The sequence below is a fragment of the Planctopirus hydrillae genome (assembly GCF_001707835.1).
GTDB lineage: Bacteria > Planctomycetota > Planctomycetia > Planctomycetales > Planctomycetaceae > Planctopirus > Planctopirus hydrillae.
In genome coordinates this window covers 287,889-310,555 of the sequence record NZ_LYDR01000063.1, presented here as the reverse complement: position 1 = coordinate 310,555, position 22,667 = coordinate 287,889, and the positions used below count along the sequence as shown (strand labels likewise).

At 53.6% G+C, this 22,667-nt stretch carries 13 protein-coding genes; 1 reads left to right on the top strand and 12 read right to left on the bottom strand.

Annotated features, from left to right (window positions below; all coding sequences use genetic code 11):
• The first annotated feature begins 15 nt into the window (after window positions 1-15).
• Window positions 16-1,296, top strand: coding sequence for a type II secretion system F family protein (locus A6X21_RS08680; protein WP_068847183.1), 1,281 nt, complete (start codon window positions 16-18; stop codon window positions 1,294-1,296).
• Between the two features lie 69 nt (window positions 1,297-1,365).
• Here the strand turns inward: A6X21_RS08680 and A6X21_RS08675 are convergent, their stop codons facing one another.
• The 12 genes from A6X21_RS08675 to A6X21_RS08620 all read right to left on the bottom strand — a co-directional run bounded on the left by A6X21_RS08675 (window position 1,366) and on the right by A6X21_RS08620 (window position 22,624).
• Window positions 1,366-2,871 carry a Gfo/Idh/MocA family protein gene (locus tag A6X21_RS08675; RefSeq protein WP_068847182.1) on the bottom strand — a complete coding sequence of 502 codons (1,506 nt, stop codon included), beginning with the start codon at window positions 2,869-2,871 and terminating at the stop codon, window positions 1,366-1,368.
• A gap of 217 nt (window positions 2,872-3,088) precedes the next feature.
• Window positions 3,089-5,152 (bottom strand): PDZ domain-containing protein, encoded by a 2,064-nt coding sequence (locus A6X21_RS08670; RefSeq protein ID WP_068847181.1) that lies wholly within the window; start codon window positions 5,150-5,152, stop codon window positions 3,089-3,091.
• Window positions 5,153-5,238: 86 nt separating this feature from the next.
• Window positions 5,239-6,279, bottom strand: a complete 1,041-nt coding sequence (locus A6X21_RS08665; protein ID WP_240490208.1) for a S1C family serine protease — start codon at window positions 6,277-6,279, stop codon at window positions 5,239-5,241.
• Between the two features lie 89 nt (window positions 6,280-6,368).
• Window positions 6,369-8,279, bottom strand: a complete 1,911-nt coding sequence (locus tag A6X21_RS08660; protein WP_068847179.1) for a S1C family serine protease — start codon at window positions 8,277-8,279, stop codon at window positions 6,369-6,371.
• Window positions 8,279-9,556, bottom strand: a complete 1,278-nt coding sequence (locus A6X21_RS08655; RefSeq protein WP_068847178.1) for an NPCBM/NEW2 domain-containing protein — start codon at window positions 9,554-9,556, stop codon at window positions 8,279-8,281. The genes A6X21_RS08660 and A6X21_RS08655 overlap by 1 nt, the downstream gene beginning before the upstream one ends.
• Window positions 9,557-9,671: 115 nt before the next feature.
• Window positions 9,672-10,823, bottom strand: coding sequence for a hypothetical protein (locus A6X21_RS08650; RefSeq protein ID WP_068847177.1), 1,152 nt, complete (start codon window positions 10,821-10,823; stop codon window positions 9,672-9,674).
• The gene (locus A6X21_RS08645; protein WP_110766445.1) at window positions 10,823-12,787 is read right to left on the bottom strand and encodes a hypothetical protein; all 1,965 of its coding nucleotides are present in this window, start codon (window positions 12,785-12,787) and stop codon (window positions 10,823-10,825) included. Before A6X21_RS08645 ends, A6X21_RS08650 begins: the two co-directional genes overlap by 1 nt.
• 132 nt (window positions 12,788-12,919) lie before the next feature.
• Window positions 12,920-15,400: a hypothetical protein gene (locus A6X21_RS08640; protein WP_068847175.1), complete on the bottom strand. Its 2,481-nt coding sequence runs from the start codon at window positions 15,398-15,400 to the stop codon at window positions 12,920-12,922.
• A gap of 49 nt (window positions 15,401-15,449) precedes the next feature.
• Window positions 15,450-18,101 carry a hypothetical protein gene (locus A6X21_RS08635; RefSeq protein WP_068847174.1) on the bottom strand — a complete coding sequence of 884 codons (2,652 nt, stop codon included), beginning with the start codon at window positions 18,099-18,101 and terminating at the stop codon, window positions 15,450-15,452.
• Window positions 18,098-20,437: a BatA domain-containing protein gene (locus A6X21_RS08630; RefSeq protein ID WP_068847173.1), complete on the bottom strand. Its 2,340-nt coding sequence runs from the start codon at window positions 20,435-20,437 to the stop codon at window positions 18,098-18,100. Before A6X21_RS08630 ends, A6X21_RS08635 begins: the two co-directional genes overlap by 4 nt.
• A gap of 260 nt (window positions 20,438-20,697) precedes the next feature.
• Window positions 20,698-21,609 (bottom strand): DUF58 domain-containing protein, encoded by a 912-nt coding sequence (locus tag A6X21_RS08625; protein WP_083233473.1) that lies wholly within the window; start codon window positions 21,607-21,609, stop codon window positions 20,698-20,700.
• A complete protein-coding gene (locus tag A6X21_RS08620) occupies window positions 21,575-22,624 on the bottom strand; it encodes an AAA family ATPase (RefSeq protein WP_068847171.1) in 1,050 nt (349 codons plus the stop codon). Before A6X21_RS08620 ends, A6X21_RS08625 begins: the two co-directional genes overlap by 35 nt.
• Window positions 22,625-22,667 lie beyond the last annotated feature (43 nt).

The window sequence follows — 22,667 nt, the reverse complement described above, 5'->3', positions numbered from 1 at the left end:
TAAGGAATAGAAGACATGTTTCCTTTAACTTTTACAAATCTGATGTTCTTGGCCATGGGGATCATCAGCCTGATCCTTGTCTACCGTCTGGCCAGGCGCTGGTTGAGTGCCCGCAGAAAAATTGTCAGAGAGAACTCTCAAGCCGATCAGTCCCAGTGGTCGCTGGCGAAAGCCAATTCCGCAGCGCCAGAAGCACCCATCACAACACCGTCCACAGTTCAACTCGACGCGAAGCCGGTCACTCAAGATATTGCCGACGTCACCGAAGGTCTGAGTATTCTCAAAACAGCCTCTGTTCCTTCGGGCAAAGCGAATACGGGTGGCCCTGCCCGCTGGGAGAATGAAAAACTTTTTGTCGATTCATCGAGCACTTATCGAGATCGTAACCGCGGCTTGCCTCGAGTGCTGGCAGAAGACCTGCCGGATTCGCTCAATCGGGGCGAGATGACATTTGGTGCATTAACGCCCGCTTTGGCCTCGCTCTTGCCGGAAGCGGGAAGCCGCCAGGATTCCATCCGGTCAGATCTCTATGCTGCGGGCTATTATTCGCCGCGCGCCGTGATGAACTTTTCTGCCGTTCGTTATCTGGCGATGATGCTCCCTATGATTTTCTGCGGCGTACTGCTGCTGTTCGTACCTCCGCGATTTGAGCCGATTGTCATTGGTGCCATTGTTCTTATGCCGATCCTCGGCTGGTCGCTTCCGCGACTGATGGTTCGCAATCAGGCACGCGACCGCCGTAATGAGATCGAAAAAGCCATGCCCGATCTTCTCGACATGTTGAACATGTGTGTCAGCCAGGGGATGACGGTCCCTGCATCGCTGGAACGTATTCGCGTCGAAATGAAAGGTGCCTATCCTGCCCTGGAACAGGAACTGAAGATCATCAACGAACAATCGAGAATTGGCTCGATGGACGTGGCGCTGAAAAACTTCAGCCAGCGTGTTGACGTCCCGGAAGTTCACTCGTTTACGTCGCTGTTGATGCAGACTTCCCGGATGGGGACGAGCGTCAGTGGTGCCCTGGCGGAATATGCAGAAACGATGCGTGAAAGTCTCAAACAGCGTGCCGAAGAAAAAGGGAATCGGGCCACATTTCGCCTGCTCTTCCCCACTGTGCTCTGCCTGATGCCGGCGGTCTATCTGTTCCTGATGGGGCCTGCCATCATCGAACTGTCACGATTCTTCTACGAAGGTGGTCGCGATGGACTGGATACAGGGTCATCGGTCATTCAACGTCTGAATACCAACGCCCGTAACCGAGTCGATGGCCAGCAGGGACAGCAGGCTTTCTAAGGTGACCTTGAGCCTCAGAGACTGTGACTGTCGACTTGATGTTGAAGCTTCCTGATGAGTGCGAAGGATTCATCGATCGATCAGCGGCTGTTGTGTCAGCAACTGGCGGTCAACCCTGGGCAATTCGCTCAGCGTTTGCTCGCTTGTCAGACGAATCGTCTCGCCGGTGCGATAGGCGACATTTCCTAATAAAGCCAGCGCTGTGCTGCTGGCTGCCACAGTCAGATTCGCGGCTGGCTGTTTTCGCTGCTGGATAGAAGTCACGAAATCTGCCAGATGAGGATTCCAGAGCGGTTGAGGTTCACCACTCTGGTTGGCTCCTGTGCCGTAGATTTTCCAACCGCCGCGGTCGATGATCAAAGTTCCTTTTTCGCCGTAAAAGGCTGTGGCGGCACTGCGGCCTTCCAATCCATGCGGAGACCAACTGCGATGCTCCCAGAGAAGTTTCGTTTGAGGATAATTGTATTCCACCATTAAGGTGTCGGGAGTTTCCCCATCATCCCGGGCAATCAACCGGCCACCACTGGCACGGATCTCCTGAGGAAGCCCAAGTTGCATGCCCCACAAAGCCACATCCAGAAGAGGGACACCCCAGGCACCCAGTTCGCCATTCCCATAATCCCAGAACCATTGCCAGTTCTGGTGAAAGCGATTGGGATGGAATTGTGACAGAGGTGCCGGTCCCAGCCATGACAGGTAATCGACTCCTGCAGGAGTGGAGACAGGGGCACGCTGGCCGATCACAGGCCTTTGGTGAGTGACCCACGAACGGACCAGAGGAATTTTTCCAAGGACACCACTTTGAATTGCTCTGATCGCCGATTGGTACATCGAACTGGATCGATGAATCAGCCCGGTCTGAACAATACAACCGTTCGCCATGGCCAGATCAGCGAGAAACGCGGCATCTGCTGGTCTGAGTGTCACGGGTGTTTCGAGATAAAGATCTTTTCTGGCAGTGAGAACTGCACTCGCAATCGCGAAATGCCAATGATCAGGCGTCGCCACGATGATGGCATCGATCGATGGATCGTTCACCAGTTCTTGCCACTGGCCGACTTCTCTGGCTGGCGGTCGCTCCAGTCGAGTCAATAAACCCTGCGCGGGGCGAAACTGCCTGGTGTCGACATCGCAGAGAGCGACAATTTCGACCTGTGGAAGATTCGCAAACTCTTTGAGAAGTAACTGTCCTTGATTTCTGAGCCCAATAATCCCAATTCGCAGCAGTTGATCGATCGACCGAACGCCCGTTGACGGTTCAAGTTCTGTGGAACCTGTGTGAGGATTGGATACCGGATTGCCTGAGACACCGGGAGTTGTTGCCGAAGCGACGTTATTTGAGGCAACTGCCAGCCCCGTCGCAGTGGCGGCCACGCTGGCGGCCTGTTGAGCACTTCTTCCGAGAAATTGGCGGCGATTCAATGCCACCGAGCCTAAAGGGCTACGAAGAAGTTTTTCTTCAATATTCGATTTCGCGTTCTCGACTGGATCTACTGTCTCGCGATGGGTAGCAGATGACTTTTGCTCCGCTTCTCGAGCCCCAAGAGGATCGTTAAATGGATCTGCAGCAGACATCGAACTTACCTGGCGGGAGAGAATTTTCATCAGTTCAAGGTGGTGCTGGATCTCTCAGCAGCAACCCTGAATCAACGGCAGGGTGACAATACATCCTTTATTGTGGCGCGTTGTACGACAGATTCCCACTCGAATGAGTCAGACTGATCAGGATTTTTGCATATCATCGCTGACTCGTTGTCTGGAAGTCTTGGCCGGTGATCTCTATCGAAATCCGCTAAAAACGGTCGATCTGATCGATCCAGATGCCAATTTGCTCGGACCATGTTCCATCCGGGAACTCACTTCCGTCGCCAGAGACAAAAATGGTTGAAATCGCTGATTTTTGCTTCTTGAGAGATTCGACCAGCTTTTTGAGACCATCGGCAGAACGGCTTCCTTCGGGAATAGTAAGGTTCAGGTGCAGCCGGGCAGCAGGATCCCGCTCGGGTGGCTGCCCGGCAGTGGGCCCACCCACAAGAATTGCTCCACGGTAGATCGCAGGATCTTTAAAGACCAGAAAAGAGGCCAGTTTCGTGGAATCTGTCTGTCCCATCACCACAATCCGCCCGGGGTCAATGGGGTATTCACTTTGCAGATGTTCCACCAGTGCTTTGACGAAATCGACATCTTCGGGAGTCCAGCCCTTCCCCTCAGCTTTGGGGCCTACCAGCATGATCTGGCGGCGGTCACATTCCACCTTCAAGCTTTTGAGCACAGCCGCCTCCATCGAGTTTCCTGAGGGATGCAGCCAGACAATCAACCCATGCGGCTGCTGACCAGTCGCACTGGCAGGAGCATAGCCCCAGTATTCACGGCCGTTGACCGCGAGTTTTTCAAGAAAGCGGCCTTTGGCTTTGGGAACGTTCTCGCCTTCAGCCAGAGGCTTTTCATTAGCAACAGCAGGAAGTTCTCCAGGGACTGGGAATGGCTGACCTTTCAACGTGATGGAAACCTGCACTTCTTCTGGCTGATTATTTTGATTCTGGCGGCGGAGAGTGAACCGAGGCTGGTCTCCAGGTTTGCGTCGATCCAGAAGTTTTCGCAGTGAATCAGCAGTCGCGACAGACTCCCCATCGATGGCGAGAATTTCGTCACCAGCCAGGAGACCACCTGACATGGCCGGGCTGTTCGGAAAGACCGCTCTGACGATGAGCTTTTCTGGTTCCGATTCGGCATTTGTCGATAATGAGTTTCGTTTGAGCAGAAAGCCAGCCGTCGCCTCATCCCAGGGAGGAATCTCGGCCACCAGCGGAATCGTCACTTCCAGCGGTTCGTTCTTACGCAGGATTTTGAGCCGGAGTTGATCGCCGGCATACTTGCGTCCGAGGACATGCTTGAGATTTCCCAGTCTGGCAATAGGGATGCCATCAGCCCCAACAATCACATCATTGACGAGAATTCCTGCTGCAGAAGCCGGTGATTGAAAGCGGACTCTTTCAACCACAGGGGCATCACCAGAAAGATCGTTTCCGGCGAACGAGATGCCCATCAGTCCTGGCCGCAGATTTTCGCCAGCCTGCATCCGGGGTAAGGCCTGCATCACATCCGCTGCGGGAATGGCAAAGCCGATTCCAGAATCGTACCACTCAAAGCCTGCAGAAACAGTTTGCGATTGAGGTGAGAGAGGGACCAGCAGGCCTGTCATACGACCTTCGAGATCGATGAGAGGGCCCCCGTAGTTCACTGGAGAGACTTTGGCATCGGTCTGAATCGCCTTTCCCCAGACACGCTCTTTGGCACTGATGACTCCAATTGAAACACTGGGTTGATCCGGCGATAACGAGCGCCCCAAAGCCAGAGCCCAGGCACCGACTTCTACAGATTCAGGCGGGGCAATGATGGGTGTGGGGAGTTCGCTGGCATCAATTTTCAATAAGGCGAGCATCCTCAGTGTATCTGTGGCAGTCAGCTTGGCGGGAAACTTCCGGCCATCGGGAAGTGTGATCAGAATTGATGTGGGTTTCGAAATGAAATTAAAAGCACTTGTGACAATCCAGCCGTCACTTCCGACGATCACGCCGGTGGTCGAGCCATTGACCGCCAGAATGCCATCCACTTCATCCAATCCACCGACGGTTTCAATCCGCACAATTGAGGGGGCAATCAGTGAAGTCGCCAGCCGAAAGACTCTTTCTTCCGCCAGTTCCAGTTCTTTCTGAGTGGGTGCAGCAGCATTCTGTTCGGCGACGACCGTCTCAGTCTGGGCCAGTGCCATGGAAAAACTGGCTGTGATCACTAAACCCAAGGCTGCAATACTTGCTCGAAAAACCCGGAGAGGCCATGGAAGCAGCAGATTCATAACGGTCTCACGACATTCAATTGACAGGTCGAAGCATCAGTCTTTGCGGGCGTATTTGAGGTATGCCCTGCCAAGGAACGAAGGATCTACCTGAGTGGTTTTGCAGGAGGTCTCGATTTGCGGGGGATAGGGAGTTCCGATGTGATGAGCACGTTTTCCCGGCGAACAATCAGCTTGACTTTGCCGCCACTTTCGAGCCGACCGATCTGATCCAGAAATTCGCCGCAGGATTGAACGAGTTCGTCTCCGACAAACAGGATCAGATCATTGGGTTTGAGACCAGCAACCTCTGCAGCGGATCCTGGGAGAATTCGATCCACGTAGGCTGGCGTTCTGGGGACGACATTGGGGAGCATGACGATCCCGAAGTCAGTCGAGTGAAATAGTGGGACTCGCCCGGCAGTTTTCTTCTCGTCATCCGTGTTTTTCGAACTGCGGAAGTTCCCAGTCATGATCTCAGTCATGGCCTGCTGCAAATGCGAAATGGGAATCGCATAGTTGACCCAGGTGTTCAGGTCGGCATTTTTAACCTCTTTCCCGATCATGCCTAACAATCGACCATCGACGGTGGTCACAATTCCTCCGCCGGCCCCTGGGTTATTGGTGATCGCATCAATCACATAGACTTCCCCCGGGAAAGACGATTCGTAAGCTCCGCGACGCGTGGGCAGCTTTGTCCGGGCTGCAATCACTCCCTGAATGACCGAGACAGGTTCGTCACCAGTGGCGACTTTGAACATATTGCTGAAGGCAACAATGCGAGTTCCCGGAGCCGCCAGAGGAAAGGTCGATCCCGAAGAGGGGTCACCAATCTCGAAATGTTCGAGTTGTGTTTCCTCAATTTTGACGATCGCCAGATCCAGACCTGGTTCCGCCCCCAGAACCTTGCCTTCGTAACGGCGACCATCATGCAGGATGACAGTAACGGTGTTCTGGTCGAGAACGTGATTCCAGATCGTGGCTATGTGACCTTCTGAGGAGATCAAAAACCCGGTGTTGTAAGAGTAAAGATTTCTCAACCCTCCGGCCCCGAAGATCTTGACCAGTTTCGGCTGAACTTCGGCAATCATTTCGTCATCGGCGGCTGGCAAAAGCTGTGGGCCGCCAAGTAAGAAACAAATACTCATCAGCCAGGCAAGACCTGATCTAAAGATGCCATTTCTGGAAAACCAGGCACTTGACTGGAGCAGTTTTTGAAGATGCAAGGCGTGATGTTTCATCGAGTGGCCTCGCTGGAAGTGGAGGATTTCTGCTCGAAGGTTTTCAGCGTGAATTCACCGAAAGAACGACCTGAAGATGAGACTTTGAGCACTTGCGGAAAGGGGTGGCCGCCGAGTGTCCCCCATGAGGAAAATCTGACGTTGCAGGTTGGCTGATCGCGGGAAGCTTTAAAGTCAAACCCGGCAATCACTCCATCCTCACGGAAGAAGACTGTCATGGTGGCCCCGGTCTTCGAGAGAACCAGTGCATCGTAAAGTGGAGTGCTAAGAGCATCTCCAAGTTGGCCATCCAGGGGTTGTGTACCGAGATAGTAGACGTCAGAGAATGCCTCCGGGCCTTCGGTCAGCAGCCATTTCCAGTGCAGCATGGCAGCAAGAAATCCTCCGCTCGATGGTGGTTCATCAATCCAGTTGGCTCCTGCAGATGGCTGAAGAAACGGAGTTTCACCCCACTGCATGCCAGCTCCATCGGGAGAAAGAATGAGTGAAAGGCTGGTCCCTTTGGCATCGTCCCCGGCGAACTTCCACAGTCCGGTAGCACCCCGCCAACCTGAGAGACTCGCCAAATGCGATATGAGACGTTTCTGCTCCCGCTGATTGAAGTGATAGTTGGTAAATCCGGCTTTCGACTGGAAGAGTTTCTTCAATTCGGGAGAAAGTTTTTCCGCAGGCTTCTCTGAGTGTCCTTCAAGGGGAGGCTCTTGAGGAGTTGGCTTATCGCCTGGTTCAGGCTGGTCAGGTTTTGGCTGACCGGGTTTTGGCTGACCAGGTTTTTCTGAAGGACGGGCTGCACCGCCTGAGGCAAATTCCATCAGTTCAGTATCGGTATGCAAAGCGGCCAGTTCGACCAGAATCTCCTGCTTCTGACCATCCCGGCGATAGACCATAGGGAGTGACCAACCTTTAGGAAAAATTCCCAGCACATTTTTGAACTGGTTGACACTTCCCATCGGGCGTCCCGCAAAGGTGACAATCTCATCACCTTCCCGAAGACCGGCGTTCCAGGCACTCGAACCTTCCACCACCTGATCCACAAGGACTTCGCGTGATGATCCCGAGCGAACTGTGGCACCCAAGGTTGCGTGATCGACGATTCTTCCCGACTTCAAGTGGCCCAGAAAGTACCGGATCTGATTGATCGAAATTGCATAGCCGGCCCCTGAATTCACACGGCCACGCTTCTCGAATGATCCCCGGCCATTAATCCCGATCAGTTCACCCTGCAGATTGAACAGTGGCCCTCCTGAGTTGCCGGGGTTGATGGAGGCATCGGTCTGAATACAGTCGGCGTACTCCAAAAATGTTCCGGCTGGATACTGATAACGATGCAGTCCGCTCACAATCCCGGCCGTAATCGTGGGAGTGAAATCTGTGGCCAGAAGAAACGGATTCCCCATTGCGAAAACGGCATCGCCGGGTTTCAGCAAATCACTGTTTCCCATCCGGGCAAAGGGAAAATCGTTGCGTCCTTGTAGTTGAATGAGTGCGACATCGCCAGTCGGGTCGATCCCTACGATGACTGCATCGTAAAGTTTTCCGTCGTTGAGTCCGCACTTCATGAAGTTGCCGGCACCACTGGTCACGTGGAAATTTGACAATGCGAATCCATCGGGAGAGATCAAAACACCCGATCCACCTCCATCACCTGAACTCGAGAAGATGGCGACCACTGCGGGAGAGACCTCGCGGATCATTTGAATCCGCTTCTGCTCGGCTTCTTTCACGATACCGGGAATCTGCTCCGTCTGGGGCTGCCCGGCATCCTGAGCCTCCTTCGAGAGGGGTGTGTTCGCGTCGTCGATCTGATTCGCAAAGGCTCTGATAGCAAGCTGTGGAAAAGCCAGGCTCATCAGAGCGATGACCATCAGGAACGAACGACAACTATCGAATCGAATTGCGCACGGCATTATTTTACGACCTTCGCATTACCGAAATGAATGCGGTCACCGATATCCACTTCATCTGTTCCAAAGTCGACCACGATGGTCATTTGAGAGATGTCTGTGATATCAAGATCAACAGAATGTGGTGGGTTGCCCCGGACCAGATCAACCTTCAGCAGCTCTTTGCCATCACCCAGAATACGTACCAGTGCAGTGCTGGCAGTAGAAATTTCCGGGTCGTAACCCATGACGGTTTGAAAACGGCGAAATTCTCCACCCAATTGCCATGTCAATTCTGACTTCGAGTGGACGGCCAGGCCTCTGCGATAAGTCCTTTGACCGACCGCCAATGGCCTGCCCTCAAAACTTCGGTCTTTCCGATATTCCCACGTGTAGCCAAAAAAAGGTGTGTACTTCGCTGATCGAGGCTCCTGCTCTGAAAGATAAACCAGTTTCCCGGAACTGTAATCGATGGAAATCGGGCCGTATTCAAGTTCGGCTTTGTAATTCTGACCCTGACGAGAGAGGGTCCACTTTCCGTCGGCCAGACTCACCTGATCAACGAGAATTGTTTCATTATTGTCGAGGTCACAGCGAATGAGGGATGGGCTCTGAACTTCACCCTTTGCCAGGACGATTCCAAAAACACGTTCCCTTTTGACAGGGACTTCATCCCCATCCAGCAAGAATTGAATGGTTTTCTCACCAATCCCTATGACAGTCCCTTCCAGATGGTCGAGAACATCACCTTTCCGCAGGACAACAAGATCACGCGTTAAGTCTCGGCTCGAAAGTTCTTTCCAGGCGGCATCGACTTTCGCATCGGTGGCAGCCAGCCTGAGAGAAGTGACTTCATTTCGCCCAAACTCCATCTCGCCCCAGACGGGATGCTTCCCCAGAAGACGACTCTCCTGCAGGCTCAGGCTGTTGAGTTTGAGGCGACTGCCATCGCGAAGTGCCGCGTCGGTCAGGGCTTTTTCAGCTTCAGCAGTGCGAGGAGGTTTTGAGGCAGTGGCTTGCTTCACAGTCAGAATTTGTGAGAGGGGAACCTCAATCACTCCTTCGGGCTGTCTGAGTTTTGCCAAGGTCTCGTTGAGCTGCACAAGTTCGGCATTTGTGACAGTTCCAGACAGAAGTTCAACGGCCACAGGGATGTCAGCGGCCAGGGCGATGTCAGCGGCCAGGGCGATGTCAGCCGCGATCAGAAGTGAGGGTGCCACTGAAAAGAGAGCCAGAAAAAGTCCATTCGTGACCACGGAGAACCTGGTGGCTGATTGAACGGCAGGCGACATCCCTCGCATAAGTTTCTACTCCGGCAGCATCACAGAATTTTCAGTGATTTTTCAGGCTCTCGATCCACCAGGTTTCGTTAAAACTCGGAGCGATCAGTTGATTTGTGTGAGAGGTGCTTGGATTTCAGGGAGATGGTTTCGCCGGGCGATTGGCCAGTTTTTTCGAATAGGCATCGATAGCTCGGCCGTAGTTCGGAGGAAAGCTCCGACTGATGATATTACGGGCTTCCGCCTGCTGCTTTTCGGGAAGATTCCCCCAGGCTCCGTCTTTGGAGAACTTTTTCTTGTCGCTTTCACCGGGGGCTGTGGCACCTTTGACAGAGCTGTCTTCAGCGGCACCGCCACTTTCGTTGGAGTTACCACCTTCACCGCCACCACCTCCTCCGCCGCCACCCATCTGCTGCTCGATCTTTTTGATGAGTTCATCGAGGTTCGTAATGATCTTCTCCTGAACCCCCTGCACTTTTTCGCCCGCACGGCCTAGATCCAGCCGACGTCGGGAATCGGCCATCAATCGAGCCACTTCTCCTAACGATTTGGCTTCGAACGCATCGAGATCGGCTTTGATCAACTCGGCTGTCGAACGATAACGGAGTGGTGCATCCTGAGTCTTTTCGAGCAGCTGATTGAGAGCTAACCGGCAGTTCTCGATATCAAGTAAGGCTTGTGCCACGACCGCCCGGAAAAAAAACAGAGTCGCCGGTGAGGCAACTTCGCGAGCATCGGCGGCAGCCAGTTCCAGTTGCGCTTCGTCGTACAACTGCCGTTCAACAAGAAATCTTCCGTAATACAAGGCGAGATTGGATTTGAGAAAAGGCGAAAGATCACTGCGGCTCATCATGGCCGACCACTGGGCTGGATCTGGGAACCTGGCTGGATCGGGGGTCAGTGTGGGCTGATTGCACTGGGCGACGAGCCGGCCAATTTCGGGATCTGCACTGGCGGCGATCTGAACAACTTTCAGCAGCCGGGAATCGACGTCTGTCGCTTCCTGGAGAGGTGCGATGATGGCTTCCAGATCGGCAGGAGGATTTTTCAGATTCAAAAGACTTTGCCTGGTCTTGGCCTCAACGATGGTTGCTGAGGGAGGAGCAAAAACATCGACAGACGATTCTTGCGCAAAGGTCGATGGGGCCACCAATGAACCCGTCAGCATCCAGAAGCAGATGCTCAACAGACTCATCTGCCAACACTGAGATCGATCGTTCGGGAGTCGTGTCGCGTCTCTGGCTGGCGAAGTTCGCGTGAACCATTCAGTGAAAGTGAATGACAACATTACTCATTCCTTCCTGTGGCAAGATCGTAAGTGGCTTTTCGAACTTGCTCCTGCCGCAGCCCGAGTTCTCGCAATTGACCAATCATGTCGTTATCGACGGCCTGTTCACCATCGACGAGCCGCCCGATGAGTTTGGTGCGTCGATTGACGCGGTATTGGAGTGAACGTAACAGCTTGAGCTCAGCAAGCTGATTGACCAGTGCCTTCTGTTGCTGCTGTTGCTGCTGTTGTTGTTGCTGCTGCTGTTTCTCGTCTTTCATTTTTTCCATTTCCTGCCGCAAGGCATCGACGAGTTCTTCCAGAGCTTCAATTACGTCCTTTTCAATCTGTTGCGTCAAGGTGGCGACGTCGGCTCGTTCGAGTCGCTGGGAAATGGTCTTCATGTCGGATTGAATCTGCTCGACGGTTTCCGGGAAGGCAATTGAAGACCCTTCTTCGCGGAGGAGCGTCAAGGCCTTGGACGCTTCGAGCACCAGTTCATTTTGCTGTCGGGAGAGTTCAAGAGCCCGTGAACGATGACGATCGGTTCGCTGCTTTTCAGGAACAGAAGCTAAACCCATGGTGCTGTTGTAAATGGCGATTTCCCGGGCCAGCATTTCCCGGAAGCGGGATTCGAGGGCCGCCAGCATGAGCTCGCGCTCTTCTTCGCGAAGTTGTCGCAAGATCTCTTCGAGTTTTTCACGAGCTTTGATCAGATCGGTCAGGGCCTTGTCCTGTTGATCCGAAGCGCCGCCAGCATTTTTCTTGCGGAGCTCCTCGATCGCTTTATCCATGGCCCGAATCGATTGCTCGACTTCATCGCGGCCGGGTGTTTTCTCCGGCTGCTTGCCACGATCTTCACCTGATGGAGAAGACTGATTTGAATCTCCTGATTCCGAAGGCTGACTTTCCGAAGGCTGGCCTGGCGAAGGCTTTCCTTCCGATGGTTTGCCCTGAGATGGTTTGCCCTGGGAGGGCTTTCCCTGAGATGGCTTACCTTGGGAAGGCTTTCCCTCAGACGGTTTTCCTTCGGATGGTTTCCCCTCGGACGGCTTTCCATTTGATGGATCGCCTGGAGAATCCCCCGGCTTCTTTTCGGAAGCAGGGTCTTGGGGTTCTTGACCTTCGCTTTCCGAAGGTTTGCCATTTTTGCCTTCCGGTGGCGTTTTCGAATCTGGTGATTTTTCTTTGCCATTCTTCCCGGAAGATTGGCCTTCCTTACCCTCTGAACCCTTCTTTTCGTCAGAGCTGTTCATCGGATCCTTGGATTCCGAATCACCAGACTCAGGCTTGGAGGGATCGTTCTCTTTGGAGTCACTCCCTTCCGACGGCTTATCAGTTCCTTCGGATGAGTCGCCTTTTCTCTGCGATGGGCTTGATGATCGTTTGGCTGCATCCTGCTGATCGATTTTTTGAGTCAGCTTACGGGCATCTTCTGCGATTTTGGCTTGCCGCTTCTCGATGTCTCCCAGAGGGCCGCCTCGTTCGGTTGCAGAACGAGTGTCCTGTTGCTGGCCGATGAGCTTATTGACGTCTTTGATCAGATCCTGCACACGTGCCCGTTCGCGTTCGATTTCGTCGCGGCGGTCTTCGCTTTGAAGCAGTTCTAAAAGTGCCGCCATTTGCACAGAGAGATCCTGCTGTCGAGAAATGGCATCACCCAGCCGCTCCTGTTTCAACAGTTCGACGAGGGCTTCCATCTGATCGGGGACGCGGGTTTCTTTACTCTTCCCAATGGCCCGCACAATCAAATCAGCCCGGGCCGGATCGGTCTTTCGCAGGTATTCGGCCAACTGCTGAAGTGTATTTTCAAAACGCTGATACCGCGCTGCCAGCGCATCCTGGGAGGTCGCCAGTTCCGCCGAAGTTTGCGGCTGGGCTGCTGGTGGTTCCTGCCCCTGGAGAATCAGTGATGGCCAAAAGCTGGTCGGTAGGACCAGACCCCACACGGCCAGAGCCACAATTCGCGAATAACGTGCGGGCATAAACATTCGATTTCTACCCCATGCAGAGGCTTTTTTCGCGAGGGACGCTTTTCTGGCGGTGAACAATGAAGAGACGTTTGCTTTCTGGTCGTCTGTTATGGAATTCATTGTCCCTCCCCTTCGGAATCCGTTCTAGTCTTCCAGGGCTTTCAGTGCCTGGGCTTTTCGCCGCTGTTTCGTTTTTTCCGCCAGATCGTCCTGTTCGCCAATGATGGCCTTTAATAATTCCAGTGCCTCATGGAAAGTTTCGAGCTTTCTCATCTCCAGCAAAACCTGATCCAATGTTTCGAGCAAGCCCTGAATCTGTAAAATTGCATCTTCCACGGGGGCGGTTGGGTCGGAACCCTGTTCATTCGCCAGCCGGAAAAGTCCGATCGTGGCGTCAATGGAGGGAAAATCCTGATCCATGAGGCGGCTGAGCGGATCAACAATCTTGCGGTCGATGCGGTCCAGCATCTGGGGTGTATCGACACTGTTATTGACCAGTTCTTCCCGAATTTCCCGGAAAGTCTGTCGTACGGAGTCGGTCGACTGAGCCGCCTGACGGATGGCGTACAGAGATCTTTCTCCACAACCGGCAATCGATTGCAGCAATTCGTTTTTATCGGCAGGAGGTGGTTCAGCTCGGCTGGCGGCAATCATGTCGCGATGCCGTACCAGATCATCGCGGAGCCTTTGAACTTCAGAAATCAGTTGCTCAAATCGCTTGCGCTCGTTGATTTCCCGGGCATAAAGGATCGAAAGTAACTCTTCGGGAGAGACGATCGTGAAGACAAAACGCTGACCTCGTCCGACATTGGGACCGACATCAGCAATGTCATTGGCATCGGCAGCAACGGTGCTGATTGTCAGTTTCTGCTTGATAGCCAGGTCGAGCGGCAGAACATCAAAACGGACATAAGGCTCTGCTGCGGATCGTTCTAACTGAACTCGTTTCTGGCGGTTCGAGCGATAATCGCCGAGAGATTGTTCTTTCAGTGTGGTATCGGCATCGACGGAATATTCAAACCAGATGCGATCCACGCCGTAGTCGTCGTTGACTTCGCCAGTGACAGGAATTCTGGCCAATCGCGTAATCGATGTGCCAATGCCTCTCAGGGCTGTTTCCACTTGAGGGGCTTCGTCAGGGATTCCTTTGAGCAGCAGCTTCGCTGGTTCTGTGGCGGCAATTCCTTCGGTATCGACCAGCCACAACCGGAAAAGAGTATCCGGCGGGAGCGGGATCGAGTTCTCAAGCAGTTCGAGTGTTTCGCCTGCAGCCTGTCTCTCCAGCAGTTCACTGGCCTTGTGATGCAGCCGGAAGGGGATGGCCAGTGTCTTCCCGCCTTCTCGTACAGCAGCCTTTGCAAGGTTTTCAGGCAAGCGAGTCGGTTTTCGGCTTTGGCCCGCAATGGGGGCCGGGAGAATTTCGATTTGGGGCTGAGAATTCAGTTGGCTGGCGAGAACTTCATAGCGAAGAGGCCCCGCCTGCAGTTCGCAGCGAACTTCGCTCAGTGGTTGCGGTGCCGTAATCTGCAACTCGAATGTCGATTCCAGTGGCAGACTGGCTTCTGTTCCGATGACTGGGATCGAGGTGAAGCCGTCTCCTGGATTCAATCCTGTGTATGCAGGATATCTGAGGTTGATCGACAAACCGGAGACAATCGGCGGATCGACAACCTGAATTTGCAGGGGTGACAGAGTCGTGTAATCTCCTCCCGTCAACCAGATGCTGGTGTTGTCGAGCAATGCTGTGAAGGTATGTGACGACTGGCCAGCACTGTCGACCTGCAGATAAGTCCGGCCACTGCCGCGACCCTGATTGAGCCGATAATCTAGGCGAACTCTGGTGGGGGCAAGTTTTCCTTCCGCAGTTTCAATCTGCAATGTCAGATCGGAACCTTTCGGGTGACGATAGACCCCCTTTTTGAACGGAACTTTTCGTTCTCCGGGCTGTGCCAGGACATAGGGAATCAGTTCCGTCTGGCGATCACGATACGTTTCGGAAAGCTTCAAATACCCATTCGCCCAGGCAGCCACGGCACCGAAATTCATCACCGCCAACAGGGCAATCGGTACCCAGAGAATCGACGCCAGCAGGCTCGACCGGCGAAATGGCGAGGGGTTGAAAACCTGACCCAGATCGAGTGTGGTCACATCCTGATTGGCCCGCTCAAGAGTGCGGGCCACCATGGCATCGTGCATGGGGGATACCTCAGGCACCTGCCCGGCATTTGCTTCAACTGCCAGAATCAGCCGGCTGTCCAATTGAGGGAAGCGTCGCTCGAGCACCAGGGCCAGTGCCCGCTCATTGAGTTGACGAGCCATGGCTGTCCCAAGTTTCCACAGCGCAAACAAGGCTGTGCCACCGAGAGCAGTCACCAGTAGTAGAGCACGAAGCCAGCGGGGAATTTCAAAGCGGGTGAGTGAAAAAACAAACTCGTCGAGCAGAAAACTTCCCCAGAACCAGAGCGCCACCAGTGCTAAAGTTCCCAAAAAACCTTGCCAGAAGAGGTATCTGCGAATTGAACTGCGCAATTGCGAGAGAATCTGCCGGATCGTGATCCCTCCAGCCGCTGGTTTCATGGCTGGTGAGCTGGCGACAGATGTTTCGGAACTGGGAGCTTGCGACATAACCATCGATTCAGCAGGTTTTAATGAGAGAACAAAGTCACAAGATTTTTCAGGCGAGTTTGATCAGCTTTCGGGTCAGCCACTCGGCAGAAATCAGTCCAACCAGCACAAAAAGTACCCACTCACGATCCCACAATGTTTTCAGACGCTGGTCAATCAGAATTTGTTCCGACCGATTCGGCAATAATGTGGCAATTCGATCAATGCCAGACTCATTGACTGCAACCGTTTTGGCAACAGAAAGATTGAGATCGTTCAAATTGAAATAGGCACCGCCAGTCCCTTCGGCAAGATTTTTGAGGCCGATTACGTTCTGACGGATGTTTTCGTCCTCCAGTTTGGGAAGTGCGACAGAAACCTCTTCCTGCAGCATCTCGGAAGACTGTGGTATCTCGACAGAGAGTTTGTAGACACCTGCTAAAGAGGCACGAAAATCGCCCACAAACTCCCCGGGCCGATTGGGATCTGTAACCAACGATCGGGGTGGAACGACTGGTCGCCCTGACGGATCAACCAACTGCAGAGGGACTGAAGGCGCCGAGAGAGGTTGAAACTGAGCGTCGAGAAGTCTCGCACGGATACGAGCCGTCTGCCCCAGGGCAATTTTGCGGGTTTCGGGCATTAAGAGTCCGCGGCGATTCCCTCGTTTCAGTCGACCTTGAGAAAACTCACGGATGGTTTTGATCCAGAAACGATCATAGTCTTCATCATCGACAGAGCGCAGTCGCCACATTTCCCCGCTGCCGAGGTAGAACGTCCGACCCTGACCAAAAAATTGTGATGCCATCAAAATTGCGGATTCGGCCCGGGGATCCGAAAAGCGACTGTAGACCGTCGCTCCGGCTTTAGGCCCGCTGGTCGGGTAGCACTTGTAAAACCCGGCAAACTCCTTCCACCGCGCCTGAGAAGAAGTGGCTTCATCGGTTAATTGCAGGAAGCTGGCCGCTTCGCCTTCCGGAGTGAATGCCAATGGCCAGGGCTGTGAATGTTCCTGATCAAATCGCAGATCGGAAAGGTACGAATTCAGAATGACGGGATACAACTCCTGCAGTTTCATCAACTGCTTGCCCAGCGCACTCTGTTCGGCTGTGGAAGCTGAAACGGCGGCAACTTGCAGGGTATTGACATCACCGGCTATGACAATCAGGCCCCCCGCTTCCTGGAAGACCCAGTCGTAAAGCAGGTCAATCGATTCCGGGGGAATCAATCGCCAATCCGGATCGAAAGCAATCATCACATCGTAGCTGTAAAGCTCTTCACGAGTTGAAGGAAATGCTGTCAGCAGGTTGTCAGATTCCTGGCTGGTTCCTGTCGCGGACGTTTGCAGCAGAACATCGACATCGATCCCTTTGTGTCGAAACAACAGGTTTCTCACGAACTGGTAATCGCGCATCGGGCCGCCGGCCACGAGCAACACTCGTGTGGGCTTGTCGAGAGCATTGATGGTCAACGATTGTCGATTGTCTTCAATATTGATTTCCTGTTGTGCGACCACCGGTTGTGCGCGAATCGTGTATCGGGTGGAGCCGGTTTTTCCGGCCTTGAGTGGAAACTTGGCCTCCATGGGCAGGTTATCGCCACTGACGACCATTTCCTGGCTGGCCACAATTGTCTCCGTGGGGTCTTCGGTGGTGCTCGAAACGAGTTCGACCAGCACCTTCTGTCCGGTTAACCCTTGAGCAGTCACAAAGGCGACCACGTCGAAAGGATCGCCAACCTGAACGTCAGTAGGGGCCTGCAGATCGGCAACCTGGACATTTCTGGGAGGTTCTGTTCCTCCCACACCGAGGGTGATGAGCTTCACTTTTTGAGAAAGGGCTCGATCACGGGCCGCATCGAGATCGATACCGGCATTGTTCGAACCATCACTGATCACCAGCATCCCAGAGAGCGTACGCCCCGCCAGTTGACGGACAGCATCACTCAGCGATTCCCCCAGACGTGTTTCCAGCCCTTTGGGAGCCAGAATCTCATCCCAGGCTACAGGAGTCGCTGATTTGTCGGCAGTGGCTTCGGCTTTGCCGGCATTAGCTGGAGTATTGCTCTCAGTTTCCTTTGGTTTGACGGGGAGTGTGACGACTGGCCCTTGCAATGTGGAATCAAACACGAAGACAGAAACTTCGTGCTGTTGCCGCAAGGCTTCGAGCATGGGCGAATCAGCCAGTACCTTTTTCACAAGATCTGATCGAGTGGCTGTCGAATCGACAGCAGATTGAGTGGGTGTCGCTTTGGGCTCTGACTCCGCTGATTCTGACTCCGCGGAGGCAGAGATGTCTGCGGAAGCATCGTTGGCCGGATGCCTCATCGACAGGGAACGATCCACAATGATCGCCACTCTGGAAGGGCGAGTCATCGACTCTTGTGTGCGTTCCTGGGGGTTGAGCCAGATGAGCAATAGACCAGCGAACATCGCGAGGCGAAGGGCTGTCAACCAGATGCGGGTGGCCAGGCCTGTTTCGGTCGTATCGCGACGATAGAGCCAGACCACATACGCCGTAATGGCAATTCCAGCCGCCAGCAAAATGGCCCATGTCAGTGGATCTTCAGGCCAACCCCACTCGACCATGGTGATGGTTGAGTCAGTCGGTTTTGCACTGATGCTTCCAGCCGGAGTCATCGTATCGGCTCCGGTCGTTGAAGGCTGACTTTCGACTGATTGGGCTACGGGAAGCATTTGAAACAATTGAGGCCACAGGTTCATCGCGCCACCTGACCTTTCGCCGGGTGGTAACTAAGTCGATAACTGAGCCACTGCTCAGCCAGCAGAAGAATCACGAGCGCTGCCAGCAAACTGGTACGGAGTTCCGAACCCGCTTCTTCCCCTTCGATCCAGGAGACATCCTGTGCCTCATGAATCGATAATTTTTCGTTGTTGCCCATTGTTTTCCGCAAAGAATCGACAGGAATGACTGCCAGTTCGCTCTCTTCGAGCGGCACATTGTAGGCGTAAAGTTTCTCTTCGGTGGTCTGGTTCTGGGTTGTCAGGCGAACGCTGTAGATGCCTGGCAAATCAGTCTCCTTCTCTTCGACGACCAGTCGAATACCACCTGCCGGATTTTGATTAGGGGCTGAGTTCTGTGGAGAAGCCGGCGTTGTATCTGGCCGGGTGGTCGTCGAAGCCTCACTTCCCCTGGGTTTGCTGGAGGCGGAGGTCTGGCCATCTTGAGGAGAAGCCTGCAGCCTCACAGTTCTTTGTCCGTCGATATCCGGGATCGATAACTCGACCTGATCGGTGTAAAGAGCCGGGTCAAGAGAGAGCAGAATTGGTTCACCTGTGACTCGTAACGCTTCATTTTTGTCGGAGGAAATCAGCGATTTCAGCAGATCAAGCTGGAAAACAACATAGGACGGGTTCAGTGCCCAGTCATTCCACGCTGGCTGGGCGGTGGTTAACAGCAACGTCACCTTCCCTGCACCGTAAGGCTTCTCCAGCATGACGGGGCGGCCACTCTTATGCTTGGCAATGGTTTTGACATTGTCGCCACGGACGATGTCGTCGACTTCCCAACCAACGGCTGGCTCAAAGAGTTTTTGAATATGAACAGCGTCGAGAAAAGGGTTGTCGTCCCCCTGGAGAATCGCGAATGCCGGATGCTTTCCGGCTTTGAGATCGGGTTCTGAAGATGTGACATCAGTAACAAATTCCAGCGGAGCATTTCCCAGAGGCAAAGGGGATAACCCTTCGCCCTCGCGATGAAAAACGCGATTGAATGCCTCGCTGCGGACAGAATCTCCCAGAGCCATCATCAAGGCACCACCCCGGCGGACATACTTCTCCAGATAGTCGAGAGAATCCGGCGGCAGTTCGCCCACATTGAGCAGATAGATACAGCGGTAATCGTCCAATGGCCTGCGACGCAGAATGTCCGGGTTGTCGATTGTGGTCTGAAAGCCGGTCGCCGCCGGGTCGGCAGCGAGGGCATCCGCGACGTACGAAGCGGCATCACCCGCTGGATCACCATCGACAATCAACACGGGAATCGCTGCCGAAACATTGACACTTAAGTGACGCACATTATCGACCGGATACCCATCGGCATCGAGGCGAATCTCAACCCGTCGATAACCAGGTGATGGGAACTGCAGGTCCACTTCGTGGAGCACTTCTGTTCCGGGCTCGATGCGGTCAAAAATGACGGTGGTGGGTGTCTTGACTCCATTGTCGTAGATCGAAGCCCGAACATCGGTGACGACCTCAGTACCAAAGTTGGTGATCCCTGCGGTCAATCGAAGTGGAACACCTGCGGCGGCTGTGGAGACAGCACCATCGAGCCTCGTGATTGCCAGATTGGGACCAGCCTGAGGCGTGGTGCGAATTAAATGGATACCCACGTCGGCTTCGGCGAGAGTTTCCATAGCCTGAGCCAGTGGTTTCTGATCGTTCCAGTCGCGCGAGCGATAATCAGAGATTACGTGCAGTTCCCGCACGCCGGCTTTGTCAGCCAACAATAGATCACTCGCCGACTGGATCCCTTTGAGAAAGTCAACCCGTTGATGGGTCGGCTTAAAGGAAACAGGGTCGAGTCGCGACGCCAGTTCTTCCACCAGTGGCTGATTGACATCCCGGTCAGTCAGTAGGGGCTTATCAGGTCGTGAGGCGAGCAAAACCGTCAATCTCTGGGTCTGCGGACGGCGGGCACCTTCGGCCGCCAGTTTTCGAATGACTCCCAGACCTTCAGCCCAGGCAGTCGTTTCGCCACGTCGCTCACGGGTCGAGGCACTGTCATCCACGAGCACGACGTGATGTGTCCGCGATTCGCGAAAGAGCGCGAACTGTGAAGGATCGAGCACGAGTCTCGCAATCAGCAGCAGAAGTGCCAGGACAATGAGTGTCCTCAGCAGAAGCAGGAGCAGTTGTTCAATCAACAGACGTTGACGATTTCGTTGTTCTGCCTGGAGCAGAAACTCCATGGCTGCAAACTGAACCCGTCGATATCGCACTCGATTGATGAGATGGATGATGAGTGGCACAGCGATGAGCCCGGCGCCCATCAGTGCAATCGAAGGATTGAAAAATAGCGAAGAAAGCCACGTCATCTTGCATCCGCACTCAGTTGGTTATGGACTGTTTCCAGACCGGGTTACCGGCCAGGCATGCACAGTCATAGACCACTGTCAGCATCCCTACCTGAACTTCACAATCACCACAAACACACTTCAAAAACCTGAAACCCGATTAAAAACTGAAAGCCCGTGAATAACTGAAACCCTGAGCCCCATCGCGTAGTTCAACGATCAGCATATGAGTCATCGCATGGGAGATGGTTGGAGTTCCCCATCAAACATCAATTAAAAAATCATTTTCGCTGACTCTGGTGCATTCCCATGCGGTGATTCATGTAATGCAACAAAACAGCATCCAGATTCTCACTGGGTCTGACAATCTGATAATCAATTACAAACTTGGCGCAATGCTTACGGATGTCATCGAGGTAAGTTTTCATAGCAGCCAGGTAGCCTTCCCTGAGTGACCTGGGATCACAGACCAATTCTCCCGAATCTTCCAAACCTTCGAATTTCGTTGGGCCGCTGAACTCAAAGTCGAGTTCCGCATCATCAAGAACGTGAAACAACATCACATCGTGGCCGCGAAACCTTAACAGTCGTAGTCCCTTTTTCAGCCCCTCGCGATCAGCCAGCAAATCTGATACGAGAATAATGAGCCCTTTGCGGGATTCCTGATCTGCCACCTGGGCCAGAATATCGGAAAGATTCGTTTTCCTGGCGGGTTGTTCGTTCGATAACCCCATGAGAATATCGTGCAGTTGAGTCTTCTTGCTGCTCATGGGAATCTGCGTGCGAATCGCGTCGTCAAACGTTACCAGACTCACAGCATCATGCTGTTTGAGGAGCAAGAGCGAGAGGACAGCCGCAATCTGCACCGCAAATTCGTGTTTGGTCTTCCCTTTGGACCCGAATTGCATCGATTCGGAAAGATCAACGACGAGCGTCGTCCGAAGATTGGTCTCCTCTTCGTACTGCTTGACGTAATACTTGTCCGTTTTTGACCAGGCCTTCCAGTCAATACGTCTCAGATCATCACCTGAAACATATTCCCGGTGCTGTGCGAACTCGACAGATTGACCAAAGTACGGACTGCGGTGCATCCCGTTTAGAAATCCTTCGACGACATTCCTCGCGAGAATCTCCAGACGAGAGACCCTTGCCACGGCCTCAGGCGGCAAAAATCTTCTGAAGTCTTGGGTCACGAGTCAGCTCGCCTTCCTTGCTGGGTGTCACTTTGAGCAGTTCTTCCACAACTTTATCGGTGTTGATTCCTTCGCTCTCCGCCGCAAAGTTGGTCACGATGCGGTGCCTGAGGACAGGAGCGGCCAGTGCCGCCACATCTTCGGGTGAGACGTACGTCCGGCCATTGAGCAATGCTCGCGCTTTGGCACCCAGGAGTAAAAACTGCACAGCACGCGGGCCAGCACCCCAGGAAAGCCACTCGTTCACAAAATCAGGGACGCCTGGTTCATGAACACGGGTTTGCCTGACGAGTGCGAGTGCATAGTCGATGACATGCTCGCTGGCAGGAACCTGCCGCACGAGTTTTTGAATCTCAAGGATATCGGCGCCACTTAAAACGTACTGAATCTTATCGCTCTGGACAGAGGTCGTTCGCCGGGCAATTTCCCGCTCTTCGAGAAAGGTGGGATAGCGGACATAGACCTTGAACATGAAGCGATCCTGCTGCGCTTCGGGAAGCGTATAGGTTCCTTCCTGTTCGATCGGGTTCTGTGTCGCCAGTACAAAGAAGGGATCTGCGAGGACATGCCGGGATTGACCGACGGTGACCTGGCGCTCCTGCATGGCCTCAAGAAGTGCAGCCTGCGTTTTGGGCGGTGTCCGGTTAATTTCGTCCGCCAACACCACATTATGGAAAAGTGGCCCGGTGATGAAACGAAACTCGCGTTTTCCCGTTTCCTTGTTTTCCTGGAGAACATCAGTCCCAGTGATATCAGCGGGCATCAGATCGGGGGTGAACTGAATGCGGGCAAAGGTCATCGACAGACAGCGTGCGAGCGTGCTGATCATCAATGTTTTGGCAAGGCCGGGAACACCTTCTAACAGCACATGTCCTTTGGAGAACATGGCAATCAGAATTTGATCGACCACTTCATCCTGACCTACAATCACCTGAGACATCTGCTCTCGAATCGATCGATGAGCGCTTGTCAGTTTTTCGATTGCCATATCCAGGGCGGCACCGCTATCAGCCATGCACGGTCGCTTTCGAATAATGTGATCTTCAGTTGCGGCACTC

Bases quoted from the DNA above. Each gene is read 5' to 3' on its own strand.
- A6X21_RS08680 (WP_068847183.1), top strand. From the start codon at position 16: ATGTTTCCTTTAACTTTTACAAATCTGATGTTCTTGGCCATGGGGATC.
- A6X21_RS08675 (WP_068847182.1), bottom strand. From the start codon at position 2,871: ATGTCTGCTGCAGATCCATTTAACGATCCTCTTGGGGCTCGAGAAGCG.
- A6X21_RS08670 (WP_068847181.1), bottom strand. From the start codon at position 5,152: ATGAATCTGCTGCTTCCATGGCCTCTCCGGGTTTTTCGAGCAAGTATT.
- A6X21_RS08665 (WP_240490208.1), bottom strand. From the start codon at position 6,279: ATGAGTATTTGTTTCTTACTTGGCGGCCCACAGCTTTTGCCAGCCGCC.
- A6X21_RS08660 (WP_068847179.1), bottom strand. From the start codon at position 8,279: ATGCCGTGCGCAATTCGATTCGATAGTTGTCGTTCGTTCCTGATGGTC.
- A6X21_RS08655 (WP_068847178.1), bottom strand. From the start codon at position 9,556: ATGCGAGGGATGTCGCCTGCCGTTCAATCAGCCACCAGGTTCTCCGTG.
- A6X21_RS08650 (WP_068847177.1), bottom strand. From the start codon at position 10,823: ATGTTGTCATTCACTTTCACTGAATGGTTCACGCGAACTTCGCCAGCC.
- A6X21_RS08645 (WP_110766445.1), bottom strand. From the start codon at position 12,787: ATGCCCGCACGTTATTCGCGAATTGTGGCTCTGGCCGTGTGGGGTCTG.
- A6X21_RS08640 (WP_068847175.1), bottom strand. From the start codon at position 15,400: ATGTCGCAAGCTCCCAGTTCCGAAACATCTGTCGCCAGCTCACCAGCC.
- A6X21_RS08635 (WP_068847174.1), bottom strand. From the start codon at position 18,101: ATGAACCTGTGGCCTCAATTGTTTCAAATGCTTCCCGTAGCCCAATCA.
- A6X21_RS08630 (WP_068847173.1), bottom strand. From the start codon at position 20,437: ATGACGTGGCTTTCTTCGCTATTTTTCAATCCTTCGATTGCACTGATG.
- A6X21_RS08620 (WP_068847171.1), bottom strand. From the start codon at position 22,624: ATGGCTGATAGCGGTGCCGCCCTGGATATGGCAATCGAAAAACTGACA.